Raw genomic sequence first — 19,474 nt, 5'->3', positions numbered from 1 at the left:
TTCATAATAAAATCGGAATAAAGACCGCTAATTGCGCATTTATTTCGGTTTATACCGCATATTTACCGACTGTGTGCGGACTTCGAAGCGATCGACGGTGGACGAGCGAAGCCGCGGCGGGCGATCGGTTTCGGGCCGCATGCGGAAACCGCCGTCCCGAACGCCGCTGGGGGAGGGGGAACGATCCGCTCGAGTCAGCAAACAGGCTTTACTACAGAAAGTATAGTTTAGGGTGGACGTTCGTCATTGCCGTACGGCCACTGCGTCGAAGGCCACAGTAGTGGCCTCTCCGGCTACTTGTCGGCTGCGTCGTCCACGATGGTGCGAACGACCTCGAGTTCGTCCTCGATGATCGTGTGGCCCATCCCCTCGTAAATTCGTTCGGTGACGTCTGCTCCGAGTCCCTCGTAGACCTCGACGGACTCGTGCACCCGCTCGAGCGGGATGTGGGGGTCCTGGTCGCTACACCCGAAGAACGCTGGCGTGCCCTCGAGCGAGCCGTCATACTCTCGGGGGGTTCCCTCGGGACCGATCAGCCCGCCGGAGAAGGCGACGACGCCGCCGTACTCGCGGGCATTTCGGGCGGCGAACTCGCTGGCGAGACAGCCCCCCTGTGAGAAGCCGGCCAGGATCGTCCGCTCGGCCGGGATCGACTCGTTTACGGTCTCGAGCGTCGACTCGAGCAGGGCGAGCGCCGAGGTCAGGTGCGGCTCGTTGGCCTCGGTCGGGGCGAGAAACGACTGCGGGTACCAGGTTCCGCGGGCGGCCTGGGGCGCGAGGTAGGCCACGTCGTCGCGGTCGAACTGGGAGGCCATCTCGAGCATGCCCGAGGCGCGGGCGCCGCGACCGTGGACGAGGATCATTACGGCGCTGGCGTCCTCGAGGTCGGCCCCGGCACGTTCGACGGGTTGGTCGCCGTGCGGGTCGTCGCCGGCGTTCGGGGTCGGCGTTCCACTCATAGGTGAACGAACGGCCTCGAGCGTGAAAGGCGTTCTCGAGGCGGCGAACTGGGGCGCATTCGAGCGCACCTCTGGACGGGTGGCGTCGCGGTCTGGACGCACCGTGAGACGGAGCCAGCGCGTCGCGAGACGACCCCCGTCGATCAGAATCAGAACAACGACAACTCGCCCGTCACCCGGTCGACCAGGTCCTCGTCGCCGGGGCCAACCGCCAGCGTCGTCACCGTTCCGGGCTCGAGCTGGGTGTGGCCCGCGTCGCGGACGATCGCGTTCGGCAGTCCCTCCTGGTCGGCGATCGCCGCGAGTTCGTGGAGTTCGCGCTCGCTCGAGCCCTTCAGCACGATCTTCTTCTGGCCGCCGTTCTTCCAGCGCCGACGCGACCGATCGTCGGCCTTCTCGTAGGCCGACAGCGAGGCGTGTGCCACCTGCGCGGCGAGTTTTCCCGTTCCCATGCCGATGTCCGTTCGGGCGACGATCGCCTGTTTCATGCGGATCACGAGGTGGACGACCGGTAAAACGCCCGCGGTTACGCTCGAGTTACAGACTGGCGACTGCGACACCTATTTGCGCACGGACTCGATACGATGGACCATGAACGTGACGCGACGACGCTTCGCCGCGCTCGCCGCCGGATCGGCGCTCGCCGGTGCTGGCTGTCTCGGTGGCGGTGATGCGGAGAGCGACGGGAACGGAAACGGCGAGGAAAACGGCAATGGCGGCGGTAACGGTGGCGGAAACGGCAACGGATCCGACGTCAACGAGGACGACCTGCTCGAGATACCCGTCATCGGCGACCCGGACGCGGACGTCACGGTCACCGTCTTCGAGGATTTCGGCTGCGGGCACTGCGCCCTCTATCACACGGAGATATTCCCGGACATCAAGGAAGCGTACGTCGACGCAGAGCAGATTCGCTACGAACACCGGGACTTTCCCATCCCCGTCCAGGAGGAGTGGTCCTACGCCGTCGCGAGCGCGGCCCGCTCGGTCCAGGACCAGGAGGGTGACGAGGCATTCTTCGAGTTCACCGGTGAAATCTTCACCCACTGGGATGACGGGTACTCCTACGACCTCATCGAACAGGTCGCGAGCGACCTCGGCTTCGACGCCGAGCAGGTTCGAGCGGACGCTGAGGATGTGACCTACCGGGACGGCCTCGAGGCCGAGCGCGCCCACGGGATGGAGCTAGGCATCGAGGGAACACCCTGGATCGTCGTCGACGGCGAGCGAGTGGAGCCCGACACGGCGGCGATCGTCGGGGCAATCGACGAAGCGCTCGCGAACGACTGAAGCTCGACCGCGGCAGAGACGCAGCTCCAGCTATCATCGCCACCGCGCCACCACCAGCACGGCCACGAAAGCGCCCGTGGATCCGAACCAGACCGCCAGCGGATCCGAACCATTTACCACGCCGCACGCGAGTTCCCGCACATGATCCTCTCGGACGCAGACATCCTCGACCGACTCGAGGCGGGCGACCTCGTGGTCGAGCCGATCGACGACTACGACCTGCAGATCCAGCCGGCGAGCGTCGACCTCCGGCTGGGGAGCCGATTCCTCGAGTTCCAGCGCACGAACATCCCTTGCATCCACCCGAACGAGGAGCGCGAGGTCGACGACTACGTCACCGAGACCGTCGTCGAGGACGGCGAGGACTTCATCCTCCACCCCGGCGACTTCGTGCTGGGGACGACCCACGAGCGCGTCGAGATTCCGGCGGACCTGATCGCTCACGTCGAGGGGCGCTCCTCGCTGGGGCGACTTGCCGTGGTTGTCCACGCGACCGCGGGCCTGTGTGACCCCGGGTATCGAGGCCAGATCACCCTCGAGCTGTCGAACCTCGGCAGTGCGCCGGTCGCCCTCTCGCCGGGGATGCGGATCTCTCAGCTCACCTTCACCGAGCTGAAGACGCCGGCGGATCGGCCCTACGGGAGCGAACGCGGCTCGAAGTACCAGGACCAGGACGGCCCGCAGGCCTCCCGGATCCAGCGCGACGACGAGTTCGGCGGCGATCAGCTCGACCGCCACGAGGAGTAGCTCGAGACGTGCCCTCGACTCGAGCGACGGGAGGATATCGAGACGCGCACCTCGAGCGACGGGAAGCGCACTCGAAACGATCCCCACAGTTATTGCACCCCGGCACCTAGGCCCGGGCAGATGAAATTCGTCGAAGAGATCGTCGTCGAGGAGTTCCTGCCGACGATCCGCTCACAGCTCGCGGGGGAGCTCCGCGAGCGGGGATTGACCCAGAGCGAGGTCGCCGAGGTGCTCGGCATCAGCCAGAGCGCCGTCTCGAAGTACGCCCACGGCGACGTTGCCACGAACGACCGCATCGCCGACGACGACCGCGTCCAGGAACTCGTGACGCGACTCGGTGAGGGACTCTCGAGCGGCGATATGTCGCCGGTCCAGGCGCTTGTCGAGATCGAGGTGCTCGTGCGCGACCTCGAGAGTCCTGGCGACCTGCTGGCGACGCTCCACGAGGAATCCGTCCCGCAGCTGGCCGAACACGACGCGAGCTTTCGCGTTCACGACCCCGAGAGTGCTGTCCGCTCGAGCGAGCGGGTTCGGTCCTCGCTCCGGCGCGGGCTACGGATCCTCGAGAACGCGAGCGGCTTCGCCGGTCTGATCCCGGCGGTGGGGTCGAACCTCGTCGCCTGCGTCCCCGACGCCGAGGATGTCGACGACGTGGCGGGCGTGCCCGGGCGCATTTTCGACGTCAAGGGGCGAGCGACGGTCCCCGGAGAGCCCGAGTTCGGCGTCTCCGAGCACGTGGCCACGGTCCTCCTCGCCGCGCGACGCCACGGCAGCGACGCGACGGCCGCGGTGAACGTCCGATACGATCCCGCGCTCCTCGACGAGTTGGCCGAGCACGGCCACGACCTCGCGGAGTTCGACGAATCAGGCGACGTCGCCTCGAGCGTCGGGGCGGCCATCGAGGAGACGCCGGAGGCGACCGTCCTCTACCAGACCGGCGGCGAGGGCATCGAACCCCTCACCTACGTGTTGGGCCCGGACGCGGAGGCGGTCGCGAGGACGATCCGCGAGCTGGTCTGAATGGCAGACGAGGATGCACAGGCGTTCTACGGCCGCTGGGCGCATCTGTACGACCTGCTGGCCACGCGAACGCCCGGCATCGTCACCCTCAGGCGCCAGGCAGCCCTCGCCTGCCGACTCGAGCCGGGCGACACCGTGGTCGAGATGGGCTGTGGCACGGGCGCCAACCTGCCGTACCTGCGCGAGCAGGTCGGCTCCGAGGGCACCGTTATCGGACTCGACTTCACCCGGGGCGTGCTCGAACGAGCGCGCGTGGCGACGGCCGAGTACGACAACGTCCACGTCGTCCGGGCGGACGCGACGCAGCCGCCGATCCCCGACGAAGACGGGGTCGACGCGATCCTCGCCACCTTCGTCGTCGGCATGCTCGACGAGCCGGCTCGAGCGGTCGACCAGTGGTGTGACGCGCTCGCGCCCGGGGGCCACCTCGTCCTCGTCAACGCCGGTCGGAGCGAGCGCTGGTACGCGCCGCCCGTCAACGCGCTCTTCGGGATCGTCGTCGCCCTGTCAACGCCACCGACGACGCGGCTTCGCTACGACCGGGACCTCTCGGGACAGCTCGATCGAAAGGTGCGAGACGCCCACGATCGGCTTCGGGCGCGAGCGAGCGCGGTCGCCCACGAGACGTACGCCGGCGGCGTCGTGCGGTTGACTGGCGGGCGAATCGACTGATCTGACTCTCGTCGGGTATCGTCGAGTCGAGCGTCCCTCGAGCGAGCCGTCAGTCCTCGAGCCCCTCGTACTCGACGATTCGCTGGCGCATCGAGTCCGGTATCGGGATCGACGATCGGGTTTCGGGGTCGACGCACACGAGCGTCGTCTCCGCGGTCGCCGCACGAGCCCCGTCGGCGTAGATTTCGTAGCTCATCGTCCAGCTCGAGGTGCCCAGTTCCGTGGTCCCCGTCGCGACGACGACGTCCTGGCCCATCGTGATCGATCGCTCGTAGTCGATCTCGAGGTTCGCGACGACGAACCCGTAGTCCTCGACGGCGAGGTCGGCGACGGCCTCGAGGTACGCGGCCCGGGCCGACTCGAGGTAGGTGACGTAGACGGCGTTGTTGACGTGGCTGAAGGTGTCGAGGTCGCGATAGCGGATCGGAACGTCGACGGTGAACGGGAGGTCGGTCGGGAGATCGGTCATTGGCGGTGACTCGTGCGCCGGCGATTTGTGCGCGTCGATTAGCGCACGAACCCCACGAACTTCCGTTAGAGTCAAACCGACCGGCGGAAAAGGAACGGGCATGAGCGAACAGGAATCGCGATCGATCCGGTGTCTCGTGGCGAAGGTCGGCCTCGACGGCCACGACCGCGGGGCCCACGTCATCGCTCGAGCGTTCCGCGACGCCGGCTTCGAGGTCATCTACTCCGGACTGCACAAGGCGCCCGCCGAAATCGTCCAGGCGGCCGTCCAGGAGGACGTCGACGTCCTCGGCATTTCGATCCTTTCGGGGGCCCACAAGACGCTGGTCCCGAAGATCATGGACGGCCTCGAGGAGTACGACGCCGCCGAGGACACCCTCGTCCTGGTCGGTGGCGTGATCCCCGAGGAAGACAAGGCAGCCCTGCGAGATGAGGGCGTCGCCGCCGTCTTCGGACCCGGCACGTCGATCGAGGAGACCGTCGAGTTCGTCCGCGAGAACGCCCCCGAGCGATGAGCGGCGACGACGACCTACTCGAGGACCTCCTCGATGGAAAACACCGGGCGCTCGCACGCGTCATCTCGAAAATCGAAAACCGTGCGTCGGGCTACCGTGAGCTGGTCTCCGACCTGTACGCCCACACCGGCAACGCCGAAATCGTCGGCATCACGGGCAGTCCGGGCGCGGGCAAGTCCACACTGGTCGACAAACTGGCCGAGACGTACCGCGAGCGGGGTGAGACCGTCGGCGTGATCGCTATCGATCCCTCCTCGCCTTTCACCGGCGGGGCCGTGCTGGGCGACCGCATTCGCATGGCCTCGACGGTCGGTGACATGGACGTCTTCGTGCGTTCGATGAGCGCCAGGGGAACCCTCGGCGGACTCTCGACGGCGACCGCCGACGCCGTCAAGGCGATGGACGCCTTCGGCAAGGACCGCATCATCATCGAGACCGTAGGCGCCGGACAGAACGAGATCGACATCGTTCGAACCGCGGACACGGTCGCGGTGCTCGTCCCGCCAGGCTCCGGCGACTCCATCCAGACGCTCAAGGCCGGCATCCTCGAGATCGCCGACGTCTTCGTGGTGAACAAGGCCGACCGACCCGGCGCCGACCGGACGGTCCAGGAACTCCTCGAGATGATCGAACTGGGCGACGGGAGCAGCGGCTTCTCGAGTTCGGGAGGCGGCCACCACGGTGTGGACGCGATGGCCGAGGGTGCCTCGAGTCACCACTCGAGCGAGGACGGTGGGGAGGGGGAACCAGACGAACCAGCCGAACAAGCCGAATTAGACGAAGCAGACGAACCCAAGACCTGGGTCCCACCCGTCGTCGAAACCGTCGCCACCGACGGAACCGGCGTCGACGACCTGATCGAGGATCTGGAACACCACCGCCATTACCTCGAGCGCTCCGGAACCCTCGCCGAGCGCACCCGTAGACGCTACGGCGAGGAGATCCGAACGCTGCTCCGGGAGGACGTCCACGACTTGCTCCAGGGCGAACTCGAGCGCGCCGGCGGCGTCGACGCGCTCGCGGAGGCGGTCCGGACGGGCGAGACCGACCCGTACACGATCGCCGACGAGGCGCTCGCCCCGCTCGAGCGGTGTCTCGAGGAGTTGGAAGACGAGCACCTCGAGTCGGTTTCGCGGTAGGTCGTCGACTCGCCTTCGATTTTGAACGCGCGTGGAAGGATTCTAGTAGATGGCTCTCCGAGCGGAGCATATGACCGCGGACGACGGTGACACCGACGACGAGCTGTCGACTGACGCCGAGCGAAACGCCGACGGCGAGCAAAACGCCGACGCCGAACACATGGACGGCCTCGAGGTGACGGGCTGTACACGCTGTGGCGACCTGGTCGAGTCGCGGAGTCAGATCGTCAACGGAGCCGGACCCGAGGACGCCGACCTCCTGTTCGTCGGGGAGGGACCCGGTGCGACTGAGGACCGCGAAGGGGAACCCTTCGTCGGCAGGAGCGGATCGGTTCTCGACGACCACCTCCGGGACGTGGGACTCCACCGGGAGGACGTCCGCATCACGAACTGCGTGCGCTGTCGGCCACCCGAGAACCGGGACCCGACGAAGGCGGAGCTCGCGAACTGCCGGGGCTACCTCGAGACCGAAATCGCCCGACTCGACCCAGAGGTGATCGTCACGCTCGGCAAGGTGCCGAGTGAACACCTGCTCGACCGGTCGGTCGCGGTGACGAAAGAAGCTGGAACTGTCGAGGACGCCCGCATCGGCGGCACCGCGAGACGCGTCCTGATCTGTCTCCACCCGGCCGCGACGCTGTACGACCGGAGCCAGACCGATACGTTCGCCGAGACGCTCGAAACGGCGGCTGAGTTGGCAGGACTCGAGGGGAGCGGACAGGCGCGACTCGACGGGTTCGAATAGCCGTATCGAACGGTGGACGCTGACGATCACTCTCACTCGAGGCTCGACCGGTAAGTCACGAATACGTGAAAATATCGTATCTCGCTCGGGCGAACAACACAGAAAACCGAAGGAATTTTTCGATAGTCGTTTGTTTAATAATAGTCTATATGAGCCAAAATAGTGGATAAACTCGCCGGGTTTGTGTACAAAGCGCGTCCCAATCGGGATACCGATGAATGGGTATGTAGATGACATAGAAACGCCTAAATGGTGGCGTTCATAGTGTCATCCATGTCCGATAAGACGCGGTGGACAAACAAGCGGCGAACGTTCCTCAAAGGTGCAGGTGTGACGGCGACGGCGGGGCTGGCGGGTTGTCTGGGAGATCTGACTGGTGGTGGGAGTGACGACGACGAGAACACCGTCCGGTTCGTGCTCAACCCGGCCGAGGCTGACGTCTCTATCGAAGATCAGTACCAGCCGATGTTCGATTACCTCGAGTCGGAGACGGACGCGACCATCGAACCCGTCACGACCCAGTCGTACTCAGAGACGCTGACCGCGATTCGCGACGATCAGGCCGACGTCGCCGACACGTCGCCCTCCGCAGCCGTCGCCGGAAAAGACGTGGCCGACGTCATCGGGATCCGCGTCGCCTACGGTGCGGCCCAGTACTTCTCGACGATCACGACGACCCCGGACAGCGGCATCGACGAGCTGGCGGACCTCGAGGGAGAGGTCGTCAACGCGGCCTCCCCCCTCTCCGTGAGCGGAACCCTCGTTCCCCTTACGATGCTCAAGGAGGCGGGTCTCGACACCGGCACTGCGCCCGACGGCGATCCGGTCGACTTCGAAATTGGGTACGACGATCACGCGACGGCCCGCAACCAGCTAATCAACCGGGACGAGGTCAAGGCGGCCCTCAGCGGAGCGTTCGTGTCCGCACCGCTGGTCCCCCAGGAGCAGTTCGACGAGTACCCAGAATTCGCCGAAATTTCCGCTGAGTACGACGGGGCTGGCGAAGACATCGGCAACGAGGATGCCGATCCCAACGCCGAACTCAAGCTGCTGGCGGTCTCCGATCCCCTTCCGCGTGCGCCCCTGATGGTTCGCTCCGAGTGGGAATCCGACGTCCGCTCCGACATCGAGGAAGCGATCCTCAACGTCTCCGAGGAGGACCTCCAGCACGACGAGGATTACGACGGCGAACCGCTCTGGTTCACCGGCGTCCAGGAGGGATCGATCGACGACTACGAACCGATCCAGACCGTCCTCGACGAGCTCGGCCTCGAGTTCGAAGACCTTGAATAGTCCCGTCTGAAACACTCTTTAGAATCGTGCATGAGTGAGATAACAGTCGACGGGCTGACCAAAGTATTCGGCGAGACGGTAGCGCTAGACGACGTCTCGTTCGAGATCGCCGACGGTGAGTTCGTCATCGTACTCGGCGTCTCCGGCTCGGGTAAATCGACGCTTCTACGCTGTATGAACGGGCTGACGACGCCGACCGAAGGGTCCGTCGCCATCGACGGGGAGGAGGTGACCGAACCACGGCAGGACGTGGCCATGATCTTCCAGCAACACAACATCATCGGCCAAATGACCGCGTACTCGAACGCCCTCACCGGGGCGCTGAACCGGTCGAACTACCTCGAGAGCCTGTTGCAGCTTCACGATAGGGAAGAAAAGATCCAAACGCTCGAAGCGCTCGATACAGTCGGCCTGCTGGACCACTCCCAGAAACGAGCCCGCCAGATGAGCGGCGGACAGCAACAGCGCGTCGGCATCGCTCGTGCGCTCGTGCAGAACCCGAAGACGATGCTCGCCGACGAGCCCGTCGCAAGTCTCGATCCTGGGAGTTCACAACAGGTCATGGGGTACCTTCGCCGAGCCGCCAAAGAGCGCGGACTGACGGCGCTGATTAGTCTCCACCAGGTCAACCTCGCCCGGAAGTTCGGCGAGCGCTTCATCGGCCTGCGAAACGGCCAGCTGGTCTTCGACGGCTACCGCGAGGACTTCACGATGGACGTCATCGACGAAATCTACGGCGGCATCGACACCGAAGGGATGTTCGAGGCCTCCGAGTCGGCGAGCGCTAGGGGCGACGGCCCGGGCGGCGAGACCGATGGGGCGACGTCGCCGACCTCGGGTGAGTACGTATGAGTACGGATACCGGTACGGGAACGAAGACGGGCGCCGAAACGGATTCCCGCGTCGTCGAGCGCTTCGAGGCCATCAAGCGACGGCGCCGCGTCCGGTGGATCGGCTACGGGGTCCTCGTCGGCGTCCTCGGATACCTGTTCCTGAGTGCACTCACCTCGGTCGAGTGGTTCACCACTAACAAGCAGTACGGCACCTTCGCCCGACGGGCGACGGACTTCTTCCCGTTCTTGCTGACCGAACCACCATTTTTCGACCCGAGCGGGTTCCTCGAGTACACGTCCTACATTCACGAGCGGAACCTCCTGTACGACAAGGAGTTACTGGGCCAGTACCCGAGCCCGCTCGGTGACCCGCTCGGCTTCCTACTCTCGATCCCGAGCCTCCTGCTCGCGATTTTCGTTTCCGAGGGCGGTCCGCTCCCCTTCTTCGGAGAAGCCGGGACCACGCTGTCGATGGCCGTCGCCGGAACGGTCATGGGATTCCCCTTCGCTCTGCTGTTCGGCATTCTCGGGAGCGAACGCGTCACGCCATTCCCGTTCAACTTCATCTTCCGCGGGACGATGAGCACTATCCGGGCGATTCCCGCGCTCGTCTGGATCCTGATCTTCATCCCACTGGCTGGGATCGGTCCGGTCACCGCGACCATCGCTATCGCCGTCGACACCATCGGGAACCTCGGACGACTGTTCGTCGACGAACTCGAAGAGATCGAGGATGGGCCCATCGAGGCGATGAAGACCACAGGCGCGAGTCGCCGGCAGACGATCACCTTCGGGATGTTGAGTCAGGTCCACACGCCGTTCATCGCGTGGACGCTCTACATCTTCGAGATCAACGTCCGCATCGCCGTCTCGCTCGGCATCGTCGGCGGTGGCGGACTCGGTCAGGTGCTTGAGGTCCAGATGGGGCTGTTCGCCTACACGAACGCGATGGCGACCATCCTCGTCATCCTCGTCATGATCATCTCCGTCGAGATGTTCAGTCAGCGGATCCGTGCCCGACTCCGTGCCGACGACACCGAGCCGATGGGACTGTGGGAACTACTGAAGGGCTTCCCGAAGCGGATGGCCCGGTCGCTCGCGAAGTAATCGACTTCACGCTTCCTCCGCGGCCGTTCTTTCTCGAAGGGCAACGCACTTGCTCGCTCGTCGCCGACCCGTACGTATGACCAAGAGCACGCTGTCGTCTCCACTCGAGAGCGAGGAGACGCTCGCCGACGTCGCCATCGTCGACTACGGGCTGGGCAACCTCCGGAGCGTCACCCGCGGCCTCGAGCGCGCGGGCGCCGCCGTCGAAATCACCGACGACCCGACCGACTTCGAGGACGCCGACGGCATCGTCCTGCCCGGTGTCGGTGCGTTCCGCGAGGGCGTCGAGAACGCCGACCCGCTCCGGGACGACCTGCTGGCGGTCGCCGAGCGCGGCCAGCCGCTCTTCGGGATCTGTCTCGGCATGCAGATGCTCCTGACCTCGAGCGAGGAGGGCGAAACCGACGGCGAGTCCGCCGTCAGTGGCCTGGACCTGATCCCGGGAACCAACGTCCGCTTCGCCGAAGGGCAAAAGATCCCCCACATGGGCTGGAACGAACTCGCCGTCGAACGAGATCACCCGCTCGTCGAGGGCGTCGACGGGCGCTACGCCTACTTCGTCCACTCCTACTACGCCGTCCCCGACGACGAATCGGCGACGGTCGCGACCACCGACTACGAACGGCGGTTCCCCTCGATCGTCGCGAACGAGGCGGGCAACGTCTTCGGGACCCAGTTTCACCCGGAGAAGAGCGGCGAGACCGGGCTCCAGATCCTGCGGAACTTCGTCGGGATCTGTGCGGATCGCGGGTGAGGACTCGAGGACGAGGTCAGCGAAGCCGAGAGCGGTAACTGACCGATCCCAGGTGCTACGTCTCGTCGTCCTGGCCCACGGATTTCTGATATTCGACGCAGGCCTCCCGAGCACGAGCGATCCGCTCGCCGGCCTCACCTGACGTCTCCGACTCGAGGCCGTCGAGCGTTTCGATGAGTTCGGCGATCCGGTCGGTCTTCGGTCCGGGCTCGTCCTGCGTTCGTCGGCCCTCGAGTTCCTCGTCTAGCCCCTCCTGGATCGAATCGGCCTGCTCCTGTACGGGTCGGTCCGCGACGTCACTCGCGCGTCGAAGGTGCTCGCGAGCACGCTCGAGATGTGTCGTTTCGGCGGCCATAGCTTCGGTGACGGGCGCCTGATTCAACTATCGTGGGCCGGCGAGTGACGGCACCGAGCGTGGATTGGTATGCCGGGCTAAGATTCACTTGCGTCGACGCTGTAGCTCCCGGTCCAATGGTCGACACAGGAGACGGCGGGAATCAGACGGGCGATCTGACCGAACGAGCGCTCGAGTCGGACGCGTCGCTCGAAGGCGGGTCGACAATAGATCGGGCGCTGTCGCTGGCCAGACGCGGCGCGAGTGACGGGTCGCTCGCGATGGCGACCGGCGCCGTGGTCCTCTGGCGAGGCCTTCAATCGATTCGACGGGGTCGAGTGCGCGGCGTCATCCCGGCCGCCATCGGCATGGCAGCCGTCGGGGCCGGCGTCAAGCGACGCCGCGCGAGCACCGGAGAATCCGACAAGTCCACGTCAGACGAGGCTCACGCGGCAGCACAGCGGGAAGACCAAGGTCGCGAAACCGGGCTCGATGCCTCGAGCGACGAGTTCGACTGGCAAGACGACGAGACGTCCTCGCTCGAGCCGGCCGTCGACGACGAATCAGCCGAGGAGACGTCGGCAGAGGGCGATCCGCGGCTGGACGATAACGACGCCGAGGAGGCAGACCTCTCCGATACCGCCATCGCGGACGAAGCGAGCGAGGCGACCGGCCCGTCGGCCGAACAGGCACAACCGACGATGTCGATCGATAGCGAGGTCGACCCCGAAACGGGCGGGCCGAGACCCGGTGCCCTGGACGGCGACGACTCGAGCAGAGCCGACACGGACGAAGACACCGAGGACGAAGCCGACACAGACGACGCGATGCGTCAGGACGAGACCGACCCGGACGCGCCGCAGGCGGGCGACGACGAGAACGACGTCGATGGCGGCGATGCGGATGACGACGTCGAGCGAGAGGAGTGACGTCTCGATCACTCTATCCCCAACTCTCGAGCAGGGCGCACGTTTGGCTCAGGCGACGGCGAGCGAACGGCGAGTCGATCCGCTCGAGACGCCGTGCTCGGGCTCCGCTGTCAAGACGCTCTGTCGAGCTCCGCCGGAATCAACACTCGTGGTTACTCCCTCGAGCGAGAATCGAGACGCTCGGGAAGCGGCCAGGCCGCGGCGAGGTCCCCGTCGCGAACGAGCACGACGAGTCGATCGCGTTCCTCGACGGTCGGGAGGCGATCACGGGGAACGACGAGCTGATCGACGGTTCGCCCGCCTTCCTCGAGCAGGATGACGACGTGTTCGCCGTCGACGATTCGGTCGACGGTCGCGACGAACGTTTCGAACGGGAGTCCCGAGCTCGAGGCGGGAGCCGTTGGCTGGGTGCGCGATGCCGGAGCGTCGGCGGGCCCGTCCTGTGAGGGGGCTCCGTCGCCGCTCCCGCTAACGATTCCCGCAGTAGCGCCCGTGGCGAGGCCGGCAATCGTTCCGAGTACGGTACGGCGAGTTCGAGTGGGCTGTCGAGCCATGGACGGTCTGGCCGCCCGATCGTATATAAACTCGAGGCGCACGACGGAGGCGCGAAACCGACTCGAGGGACGGCCGACCACTTGCCGCTTCCCCGACACTCGAGTACTCGGCACTCGTCCGGTTCCGTATGAGCGAGACACCCGTCCCACAACCCGGCTTCGGAACGTCTGGTCACGAGGGAGAGACCTGCACCGAGAGCGTCGTACGAGCGCTCGAGGCCGGCTACCGCCACGTCGACACCGCCCAGATGTACGACAACGAGGCTGCAGTCGGGGCCGCGCTCGAGCGAAGCGACGTCGACCGCGAGGACGTGTTCCTGGCGACGAAGGTCCACCCCTCGAACCTCGCACACGACGACGTCCTGGAGACGACGGAGGAGAGCCTCGATCGACTCGGTGTCGATACGGTCGACCTGCTGTACGTTCACTGGCCGACAGATACCTACGACCCCGAGGAGACGCTGCCCGCGATGGACGAGGTCCGCGATCGGGGGTGGACGCGGAACGTCGGCGTGAGCAACTTCACGATCGAGTTGCTTGAGGAGGCCCACGAGATCCTCGAGTCGCCAATCCTGGCCAATCAGGTCGAACTGCACCCGTTCCTCCAGCAGGACGACCTGGTCGAGTACGGACGCGAACACGACGTGACGACCGTGACCTACTGCCCGATCGCGAAGGGCGATGTCGCCGGGAACGACGCACTCGAAACGATCGCCGATGCGCACGACGCCACGCCCGTCCAGGTGACGCTCGCGTGGCACTACGCACGCGAGGGCGTGGTCCCTATCCCGAAGGCGACCGGCGACCACGTCGAGGAGAACTACGCGGCGCTCGACCTCGAGTTGAGCGACGACGAACTGGATCGAATCGCCGGACTCGACCGTGGCGAGCGACTGGTCGATCCGGACGCGGCCGCGTGGAATCGCTGATCTACGACTGTTCGGAGAATTGACGTTGGTGACTGCTCGAGTCAATGGACGTCGGTGACCGCTCGAAGGATTCGCGACACGACTCGAGACGCTGTTATCGTTCTCAATCCAGGACTCGGCGGAACTCGGCGAGAGCGAGAAGCACCACGAGCAGGGAGACGGCCGTGAATCCGGGCACCGAATCGGCGTCGTCCGCTTCGCGAGGCTCATCGTTGCCCGATTCGTCCGCCGATCCCGAGGCGTTCTCGTCCGCGTAATCGGAGTCGCTCGAGTCCGGGTCGTCCCCAGTGTCGGCGGTGTCGTTTGCTTCGGCCGAATCGTTTGCCATTGCCTCGAGTACGTCGCGATCCTGTGGATCGGGGTGGTCGAATGGATCGTGTGGTTCCTCCCCGCCGTCGATCGAAATCGTCACCTCCCGGTCGTGAACCGCGAGGGGGAACTCGCGCTCGAGGTAGACCTCGGAGTTGCCGAACGAGAGCGTCGTCTGTGCTGCCGGTGCGTCTTCCGCGACCTCGAGAGTGATCGTGGCGACGCGAGCCTGCCCCGTCGCCCCGCCGGCCGCCGGATCGCGCCGCTGTTCGAGGATCGCCGTTCCGGCCTCGTTGGCGATCACCCGTTCCTCGCGGATCTCGGTTTCCTCGCCCTGTTCGAGCCAGTCGCCGGCCTCGACGTCTGTGACCTCAAGGTAGTTGGGGTGGTACTGGCCGATTAGCTCGTAGGAGGCGACGCCCTCGCCGTGGGCGCCCTGGCTGCGCATGACGACGTCGATCTCGATCTCCTCGCCGGGCTGGGCCTCGACCTCGTAGGGCGTCGGGGAAATGGTGGCGACGGCGTCACCGGCGGCGACGGTTCCGACCCCGAAACTGGCCAGTGCGACGCCGGACGTCACCAGTACCAGCGCGAGCACCGCGACGAGGAACCGTCGCCCGGTCATAGCGAGATCACTGTCGACATAGACGGCATCTCGAGCAAGGCCGTTTCGTAGCCCCGATGTCTCGAGACCTGCGGTGGCGTTCGCACCTCGAGTTCGAGGGTGGCCTCGTTCGAATCGGTCGCCAGCGCCGTCCCGTAGTGGAGGCCGAGTTCGTGGTCGAGGGTTTCGGTCAGTCGCCTGGAGTCGCCGTCGACGGTCACCTCGAGGCCCATCAGCGGGAGGACGCAGTGGTTGTATGGCGTCCGCGGGGAGACGGCGAGGTACCGATCGTCGACGCCCGCCTCGGGATCGGCGTCGACGAACCTGGAACCTGGCTCGAAGGTTGTGAGCTCGAAGACGGCGTCGCCGCTCTCGAGCGAGTCCTGAAGGGTCCCGGGAAGGTCCGTTGCTGGCGGTGCGCTCGAGTATGGAATACTGTGGCCGTCGTGAGCGGATCCGTGGTCGTCGCGATCGCTGTCGCCGTCTCCACCTTCGCGTTCGGCATCGTTGCTCCCGCCGCCGCCCTCGCCGTCTCCGTGCCCCATCGGCTCGAGTGCCCCGCGCTCGCCCCACTCGTCCTCGGGGAAGTACTCGACCTCGGTCGCGAGCCGGCGAAGGTCGTCGTCGAAGTCGAACGCGAACTCGAACGAGACCGCCTCCTCGAGTCGATCCGCGAACGCGCCAGTTTTGCGGATCGAGACCGGGCTCAATCGGCCCTCGACGTGATAGGTACCGTCGCCTTCGAGGGAGAGGTTGTCCCCGAAGTGAAAGCCCATCTGCTGGGAGAGCATGAGCCACGGGCGAACCTCGCGGACGAACTCGCCGTCTCGGGAGAGCTCGAGGACGGGACTCGAGTCGACGGGAACCACCTGTCCGGTCTCGCGGTCCCAGGCTGTGACCATCAGGTGGACGTCGTCGCGGTCGGGTTCGACCGTCTCGACGTCGCTCCCGTCGACGAGCCAGAACGGGTGTGGGTAGGTGACCATCCCGGCGACGCGGTAGTCGCCAGCGTCGACGGGCTCGAGCATCCGCATTCGCTCGCGGTGGGTCGGGCGGTACACCGCGTCCGGTGGGTTCTCGATTTCGGGAAACGCGAGCAGGTCGTCGGAGTCGTCGCCGTCGTCTGATCCGTTCAGCTCGTCGTCCTCGGTCGATTCCGGGGTGTCGTCCTCACCGCGCTCGAGGCAGCCGACGAGAGCGAGCGTTCCGACGCCGACGGTCGCTCGCTGGAGGAGGTGTCGTCGCGTGAACGGGGACGTTCCGCGCATCTGTAGGGGACTTAGGCGGTGAGCGATTTACGGTTTGTCCTTCAGGTCCGGTCGACTTCCTCGTCGTTCGCGCCGCGTACGCGGGAGTAGATGTAAGTTCCACCCGCTCCGCCGGCGAGGGCGGCGAACGGGCCGAATCCGGGCATACCGTCCTCTTCGTTGCTCTCGTCGGTATCCTCGTCGACGACGTCGTCGTTCTCCTGCTCGTCGTTTTGGTCCTCGTCGTCGTCTTGATCCCCGTTCTGCCCCTCACCGTCTTGATCGTCGTCGTCCTGACCGTCCGTACCCTCGCTTGTCTCGAGCACGGCCGCCGCGTCGACGCTCGACTTCAATTTGAAGTAGTCGTAGCCACTCGAGGTGGGCAACTCGAAGCCGTAGCCCCAGTACTCCTCGTCCGGATCGTAGCCGCCGAAGATCCGCAGGACGGGGCTCTCGACGCTCGACGCGAGTTCACACAGCGCCTCGGCATCGAAGGCTACCTCGACGGTTTCGCCGTCCTCGACGACGGACTCGGCCGCGAGGTCGTCACCGGTGCGGATCACCGCCCGGAAGGAGTCCTCGACGACGGCGGTGCCGCCCTCCGGGAAGGGAACGGTGATCGTGATCTCGCCGTCTTTGCGTGCGACTGACCCCGCGCCGACGTCCTCGTCGACCCGGATCATCCGATTCTCGCGTTCGGGAGCCACGGTACCCCACTCTTCGAGGACGTCGAGGACGTAGGGTCCCTGGAACTGGCCCGACTCGAGGACGGTCTCGGCCTCGCTCAGAATCTCGTCGTTGCCGACGACGTAGTCGTTGTTCGCCAGGTAGTAGGTCTCCTCGGGGTCGACCGGCTCCCCGCCGACGAACACGTTGTCGATCCACGTCTCGTCGTCGTGGCCCCACCACTCGTAGGAGACGCCCGAGACCTGGATCGCCGGCTGCGTGCCGTAGTCTTCGCTCGGGTGCGGGCGAACCTCGCTCTCCAGGTAGTCGACGAGTTGCTGGCCGGTGACCTCGACGACCTCGATCTCGTTCGGGAACGGGAGGGTCTCCATGACCTGCGCCCCGGTGATCGGCCCGGCCTCGTAGTAGCCCCCGCGGATGCCGCCACCGTTCTGGACGGCGACGTCGACCTCGATGTCCGCAGTCTCACCGATGGTCGCCATCGCGTCGGTGATGAGGTTACCGAAGCCGGTTTCGATCGCGTAGTTGTCGAACGTGCCGTTGAGGTCCGTCTCGCTCTCGAAGAACGGCTGGCCGAGGCGCTCGTCGAGTTCCCCCTGCCACCGCTCGGAGATGTCGGTGAGGGTGGGATCTTCCTCGATGTCGGTCGTTTCGCGCGCCGTGATCTGCTCGTACTCGTCGACCGCGTCGGTCGGACTCCAGTTCTCGGGGATCAGGTCGACCCTGCGCCAGTCGACGAGGTCGCCGTTGGCGTCGAGCGTGATCGACCCGACGTGGGCGAACTCGTCGCCGAACTCGCTGACGACCGTCCCATCGACGACCGCGGGTTCGTCGTACACGACGCCCGAGTGCGACCCGACGATGGCGTCCAGTCCGTCGACCTCCGCGGCCAGCGTGTCGTGGATCCCCGTGCTGACGTGGGAGGCGCAGACCACGATATCGGCCCCGTCCGCTCGCAGGGCATCGACGGCTTCCTGGGCGCCCTCGACGTAACCGAGCACCTGCCACTCCGCCGGGTAGTCCGTCAGCGAGTGGAAGTTCGTCGAGACAAGGCCGAAGACGCCGACGGTGAGCCCGCCCGCCTCGAGCGTGGTCCAGCGCTCGGTTCCTGGCACCGGATCGCCGGCATCGTCGAGCAGGTTCGCGACGAGCCACGGGAACTCGCTCTCCTCGAAGCGCGTCGTCGCGACGTCGGCCCCGAAGTCGTACTCGTGGTTGCCGACGCCAACCGCGTCGATGTCCATGTAGTTGAGCGCCTCGATCATGTGCTCGCCCTCGTACTCGAGGCCGAGCATCGAGGGGGCGATGTCGTCGCCGTTGCCCAGGAAGAGCGAGTTATCGGCGTCGTTCAGGACGTCCTCGACGACCGTGTAGTAGCGAGCGATGTTGAGGTCGTACTCCTGTGCGTTACGAAACCGCCCGTGGAAGTGCGTATCGTGGACGATCGTGACCGTCTCACCGCTCGCCGCGACGCTCGCACTGGCGGGGACGAGTGCGGCGAGTGAGGCGCCAGCCGTTGCGCCGAGAAAGCGACGGCGGCTTCGGTCGACTGGAGAATCGATTTCGGACGGCGAACAATTCTTTCGGCGTGAACGTTTCGTCATGGATGCAACCTTCGAAACAGGTAACTAATACCTTTCTAATTTTCGTCACGACGTCTCAATCGCCGTCGGGAGCGCTCCGGAGAACGACGGGCACGTACTGACGACTCGGACGCTAATCGTGCAGTATTACTATAAAAAGTGTAGTATTGACGTCCCGATTTTCGACAGAACGCCGCCCGTTAGTAGCGACAGCGAACCTACCTCTCGAGTTCGAGCGGGTCCCGTCTGATCGAGACGAAACCAGCGGTAGCTTCCCGGTCGGCCTGGGTCGGAAACGTTACTGAATTCACGAATGTTCCGTCGAGAGGGGCCATCGTGGCCATCTTGCAACCATCCGGTTTTTCCGTTTCGATACCCTACCCTCTCGTATGCTCCTCATACGCGGCCGTGCCGGCGGGACCGAACTCACCGGGACGCTGTACGAGCGGGGCGAGCAGGCCCCCTCGTTCCGCGGTGCGCCGGACGAAGGCGCCCCGTACGTCTGGATCTGCGACGAGTTCTACGAGGTCGATAGCGGCGGCACCCCCCAGCTCGTCGACGGTCGCGAGGTACACATCGCCTTCGAGTCGCCGATGCCGCGCGGGTTCGACACCCGCGAACAGGCGCTCGAGGCCGCGACCGAGCACATCCAGACCCAGTTCGCCCGCATCGGCGTCGACCGCGAGGCCGTCGATCTCGAGATCGAGAAAGACGAACTCGACGCCGCCGACGTGCTCGAGCGAGACGCGACCTAAC

At 65.7% G+C, this 19,474-nt stretch carries 22 protein-coding genes; 14 read left to right on the top strand and 8 right to left on the bottom strand.

The genetic code is table 11. From position 1 onward, the window contains the following. Positions 1–293 precede the first annotated feature (293 nt). Together ACFQO4_RS15635 and pth2 are read right to left on the bottom strand one after the other, a co-directional pair. Positions 294–959 carry an alpha/beta hydrolase gene (locus ACFQO4_RS15635; RefSeq protein ID WP_500261791.1) on the bottom strand — a complete coding sequence of 222 codons (666 nt, stop codon included), beginning with the start codon at positions 957–959 and terminating at the stop codon, positions 294–296. A gap of 149 nt (positions 960–1,108) precedes the next feature. Then, a complete protein-coding gene (gene pth2 / locus ACFQO4_RS15630) occupies positions 1,109–1,447 on the bottom strand; it encodes a peptidyl-tRNA hydrolase Pth2 (RefSeq protein ID WP_500261849.1) in 339 nt (112 codons plus the stop codon). A 103-nt stretch (positions 1,448–1,550) separates the two neighbouring features. Between pth2 and ACFQO4_RS15625 the strand changes: the two genes are divergently transcribed. The 4 genes from ACFQO4_RS15625 to ACFQO4_RS15610 all read left to right on the top strand — a co-directional run bounded on the left by ACFQO4_RS15625 (position 1,551) and on the right by ACFQO4_RS15610 (position 4,688). Next, positions 1,551–2,249: a thioredoxin domain-containing protein gene (locus ACFQO4_RS15625; protein ID WP_253429744.1), complete on the top strand. Its 699-nt coding sequence runs from the start codon at positions 1,551–1,553 to the stop codon at positions 2,247–2,249. A gap of 141 nt (positions 2,250–2,390) precedes the next feature. Further along, positions 2,391–2,996: a dCTP deaminase gene (gene dcd / locus ACFQO4_RS15620; RefSeq protein WP_500261790.1), complete on the top strand. Its 606-nt coding sequence runs from the start codon at positions 2,391–2,393 to the stop codon at positions 2,994–2,996. A gap of 120 nt (positions 2,997–3,116) precedes the next feature. Further along, a complete protein-coding gene (locus ACFQO4_RS15615) occupies positions 3,117–4,016 on the top strand; it encodes a thiamine-phosphate synthase family protein (protein ID WP_500261789.1) in 900 nt (299 codons plus the stop codon). Beyond that, a complete protein-coding gene (locus ACFQO4_RS15610) occupies positions 4,017–4,688 on the top strand; it encodes a class I SAM-dependent methyltransferase (protein WP_500261788.1) in 672 nt (223 codons plus the stop codon). It begins immediately after the preceding gene. 49 nt (positions 4,689–4,737) lie between these two features. Here ACFQO4_RS15610 and ACFQO4_RS15605 read toward each other — a convergent pair whose 3' ends face one another. Beyond that, the gene (locus tag ACFQO4_RS15605; RefSeq protein WP_500261787.1) at positions 4,738–5,157 is read right to left on the bottom strand and encodes an acyl-CoA thioesterase; all 420 of its coding nucleotides are present in this window, start codon (positions 5,155–5,157) and stop codon (positions 4,738–4,740) included. A gap of 100 nt (positions 5,158–5,257) precedes the next feature. Between ACFQO4_RS15605 and ACFQO4_RS15600 the strand changes: the two genes are divergently transcribed. The 7 genes from ACFQO4_RS15600 (at position 5,258) to hisH (ending at position 11,542) form a co-directional block, all read left to right on the top strand. Beyond that, positions 5,258–5,671, top strand: a complete 414-nt coding sequence (locus tag ACFQO4_RS15600) for a cobalamin B12-binding domain-containing protein (RefSeq protein WP_500261786.1) — start codon at positions 5,258–5,260, stop codon at positions 5,669–5,671. Beyond that, positions 5,668–6,810, top strand: coding sequence for a methylmalonyl Co-A mutase-associated GTPase MeaB (gene meaB / locus ACFQO4_RS15595; protein WP_500261785.1), 1,143 nt, complete (start codon positions 5,668–5,670; stop codon positions 6,808–6,810). Before ACFQO4_RS15600 ends, meaB begins: the two co-directional genes overlap by 4 nt. A 160-nt stretch (positions 6,811–6,970) precedes the next feature. After that, positions 6,971–7,555 carry a uracil-DNA glycosylase gene (locus tag ACFQO4_RS15590; protein WP_500261848.1) on the top strand — a complete coding sequence of 195 codons (585 nt, stop codon included), beginning with the start codon at positions 6,971–6,973 and terminating at the stop codon, positions 7,553–7,555. Positions 7,556–7,828: 273 nt separating this feature from the next. Next, positions 7,829–8,848 carry a substrate-binding domain-containing protein gene (locus ACFQO4_RS15585; protein WP_500261784.1) on the top strand — a complete coding sequence of 340 codons (1,020 nt, stop codon included), beginning with the start codon at positions 7,829–7,831 and terminating at the stop codon, positions 8,846–8,848. Between the two features lie 30 nt (positions 8,849–8,878). After that, positions 8,879–9,700 carry a phosphonate ABC transporter ATP-binding protein gene (phnC, locus tag ACFQO4_RS15580; protein ID WP_500261783.1) on the top strand — a complete coding sequence of 274 codons (822 nt, stop codon included), beginning with the start codon at positions 8,879–8,881 and terminating at the stop codon, positions 9,698–9,700. Continuing rightward, positions 9,697–10,788, top strand: a complete 1,092-nt coding sequence (gene phnE / locus ACFQO4_RS15575) for a phosphonate ABC transporter, permease protein PhnE (protein WP_500261782.1) — start codon at positions 9,697–9,699, stop codon at positions 10,786–10,788. Before phnC ends, phnE begins: the two co-directional genes overlap by 4 nt. Before the next feature lie 76 nt (positions 10,789–10,864). Beyond that, on the top strand, positions 10,865–11,542 hold the full coding sequence (gene hisH, locus ACFQO4_RS15570; protein WP_500261781.1) for an imidazole glycerol phosphate synthase subunit HisH: 678 nt from the start codon (positions 10,865–10,867) through the stop codon (positions 11,540–11,542). Positions 11,543–11,597: 55 nt separating this feature from the next. On the opposite strand, the gene ACFQO4_RS15565 is transcribed toward hisH, so the two are convergent. Continuing rightward, the gene (locus ACFQO4_RS15565) at positions 11,598–11,897 is read right to left on the bottom strand and encodes a DUF7553 family protein (RefSeq protein ID WP_500261780.1); all 300 of its coding nucleotides are present in this window, start codon (positions 11,895–11,897) and stop codon (positions 11,598–11,600) included. 116 nt (positions 11,898–12,013) lie between these two features. Here ACFQO4_RS15565 and ACFQO4_RS15560 point away from each other — a divergent pair, with 116 nt between their 5' ends. Beyond that, complete coding sequence (locus ACFQO4_RS15560) at positions 12,014–12,805, top strand: hypothetical protein (protein ID WP_500261779.1); 792 nt, start codon at positions 12,014–12,016, stop codon at positions 12,803–12,805. A 152-nt stretch (positions 12,806–12,957) separates the two neighbouring features. Here ACFQO4_RS15560 and ACFQO4_RS15555 read toward each other — a convergent pair whose 3' ends face one another. After that, positions 12,958–13,359, bottom strand: a complete 402-nt coding sequence (locus ACFQO4_RS15555) for a hypothetical protein (RefSeq protein WP_500261778.1) — start codon at positions 13,357–13,359, stop codon at positions 12,958–12,960. Positions 13,360–13,487: 128 nt separating this feature from the next. Between ACFQO4_RS15555 and ACFQO4_RS15550 the strand changes: the two genes are divergently transcribed. Beyond that, on the top strand, positions 13,488–14,288 hold the full coding sequence (locus ACFQO4_RS15550; RefSeq protein ID WP_500261777.1) for an aldo/keto reductase: 801 nt from the start codon (positions 13,488–13,490) through the stop codon (positions 14,286–14,288). 103 nt (positions 14,289–14,391) lie between these two features. Here the strand turns inward: ACFQO4_RS15550 and ACFQO4_RS15545 are convergent, their stop codons facing one another. The 3 genes from ACFQO4_RS15545 to ACFQO4_RS15535 are packed head-to-tail and all read right to left on the bottom strand — an operon-like array spanning position 14,392 to position 18,739. Then, entirely contained in the window at positions 14,392–15,222 is an 831-nt protein-coding gene (locus ACFQO4_RS15545) for a cohesin domain-containing protein (RefSeq protein ID WP_500261776.1), read from the bottom strand. Beyond that, positions 15,219–16,469, bottom strand: coding sequence for a DUF7350 domain-containing protein (locus tag ACFQO4_RS15540; protein ID WP_500261775.1), 1,251 nt, complete (start codon positions 16,467–16,469; stop codon positions 15,219–15,221). Before ACFQO4_RS15540 ends, ACFQO4_RS15545 begins: the two co-directional genes overlap by 4 nt. 41 nt (positions 16,470–16,510) lie before the next feature. Continuing rightward, on the bottom strand, positions 16,511–18,739 hold the full coding sequence (locus tag ACFQO4_RS15535; protein WP_500261774.1) for a bifunctional metallophosphatase/5'-nucleotidase: 2,229 nt from the start codon (positions 18,737–18,739) through the stop codon (positions 16,511–16,513). A 368-nt stretch (positions 18,740–19,107) separates the two neighbouring features. On the opposite strand from ACFQO4_RS15535, the gene ACFQO4_RS15530 reads away from it, so the two are divergent. Continuing rightward, positions 19,108–19,473 carry a DUF7113 family protein gene (locus ACFQO4_RS15530; protein WP_500261773.1) on the top strand — a complete coding sequence of 122 codons (366 nt, stop codon included), beginning with the start codon at positions 19,108–19,110 and terminating at the stop codon, positions 19,471–19,473. Position 19,474 lies beyond the last annotated feature (1 nt).

The sequence above is a fragment of the Saliphagus sp. GCM10025334 genome (genome assembly GCF_042663485.1).
Classification (GTDB): domain Archaea; phylum Halobacteriota; class Halobacteria; order Halobacteriales; family Natrialbaceae; genus Natronosalvus.
The sequence above is the reverse complement of the archived record's forward strand: the minus strand, read 5'-3'. Positions and strand labels throughout refer to the sequence as shown.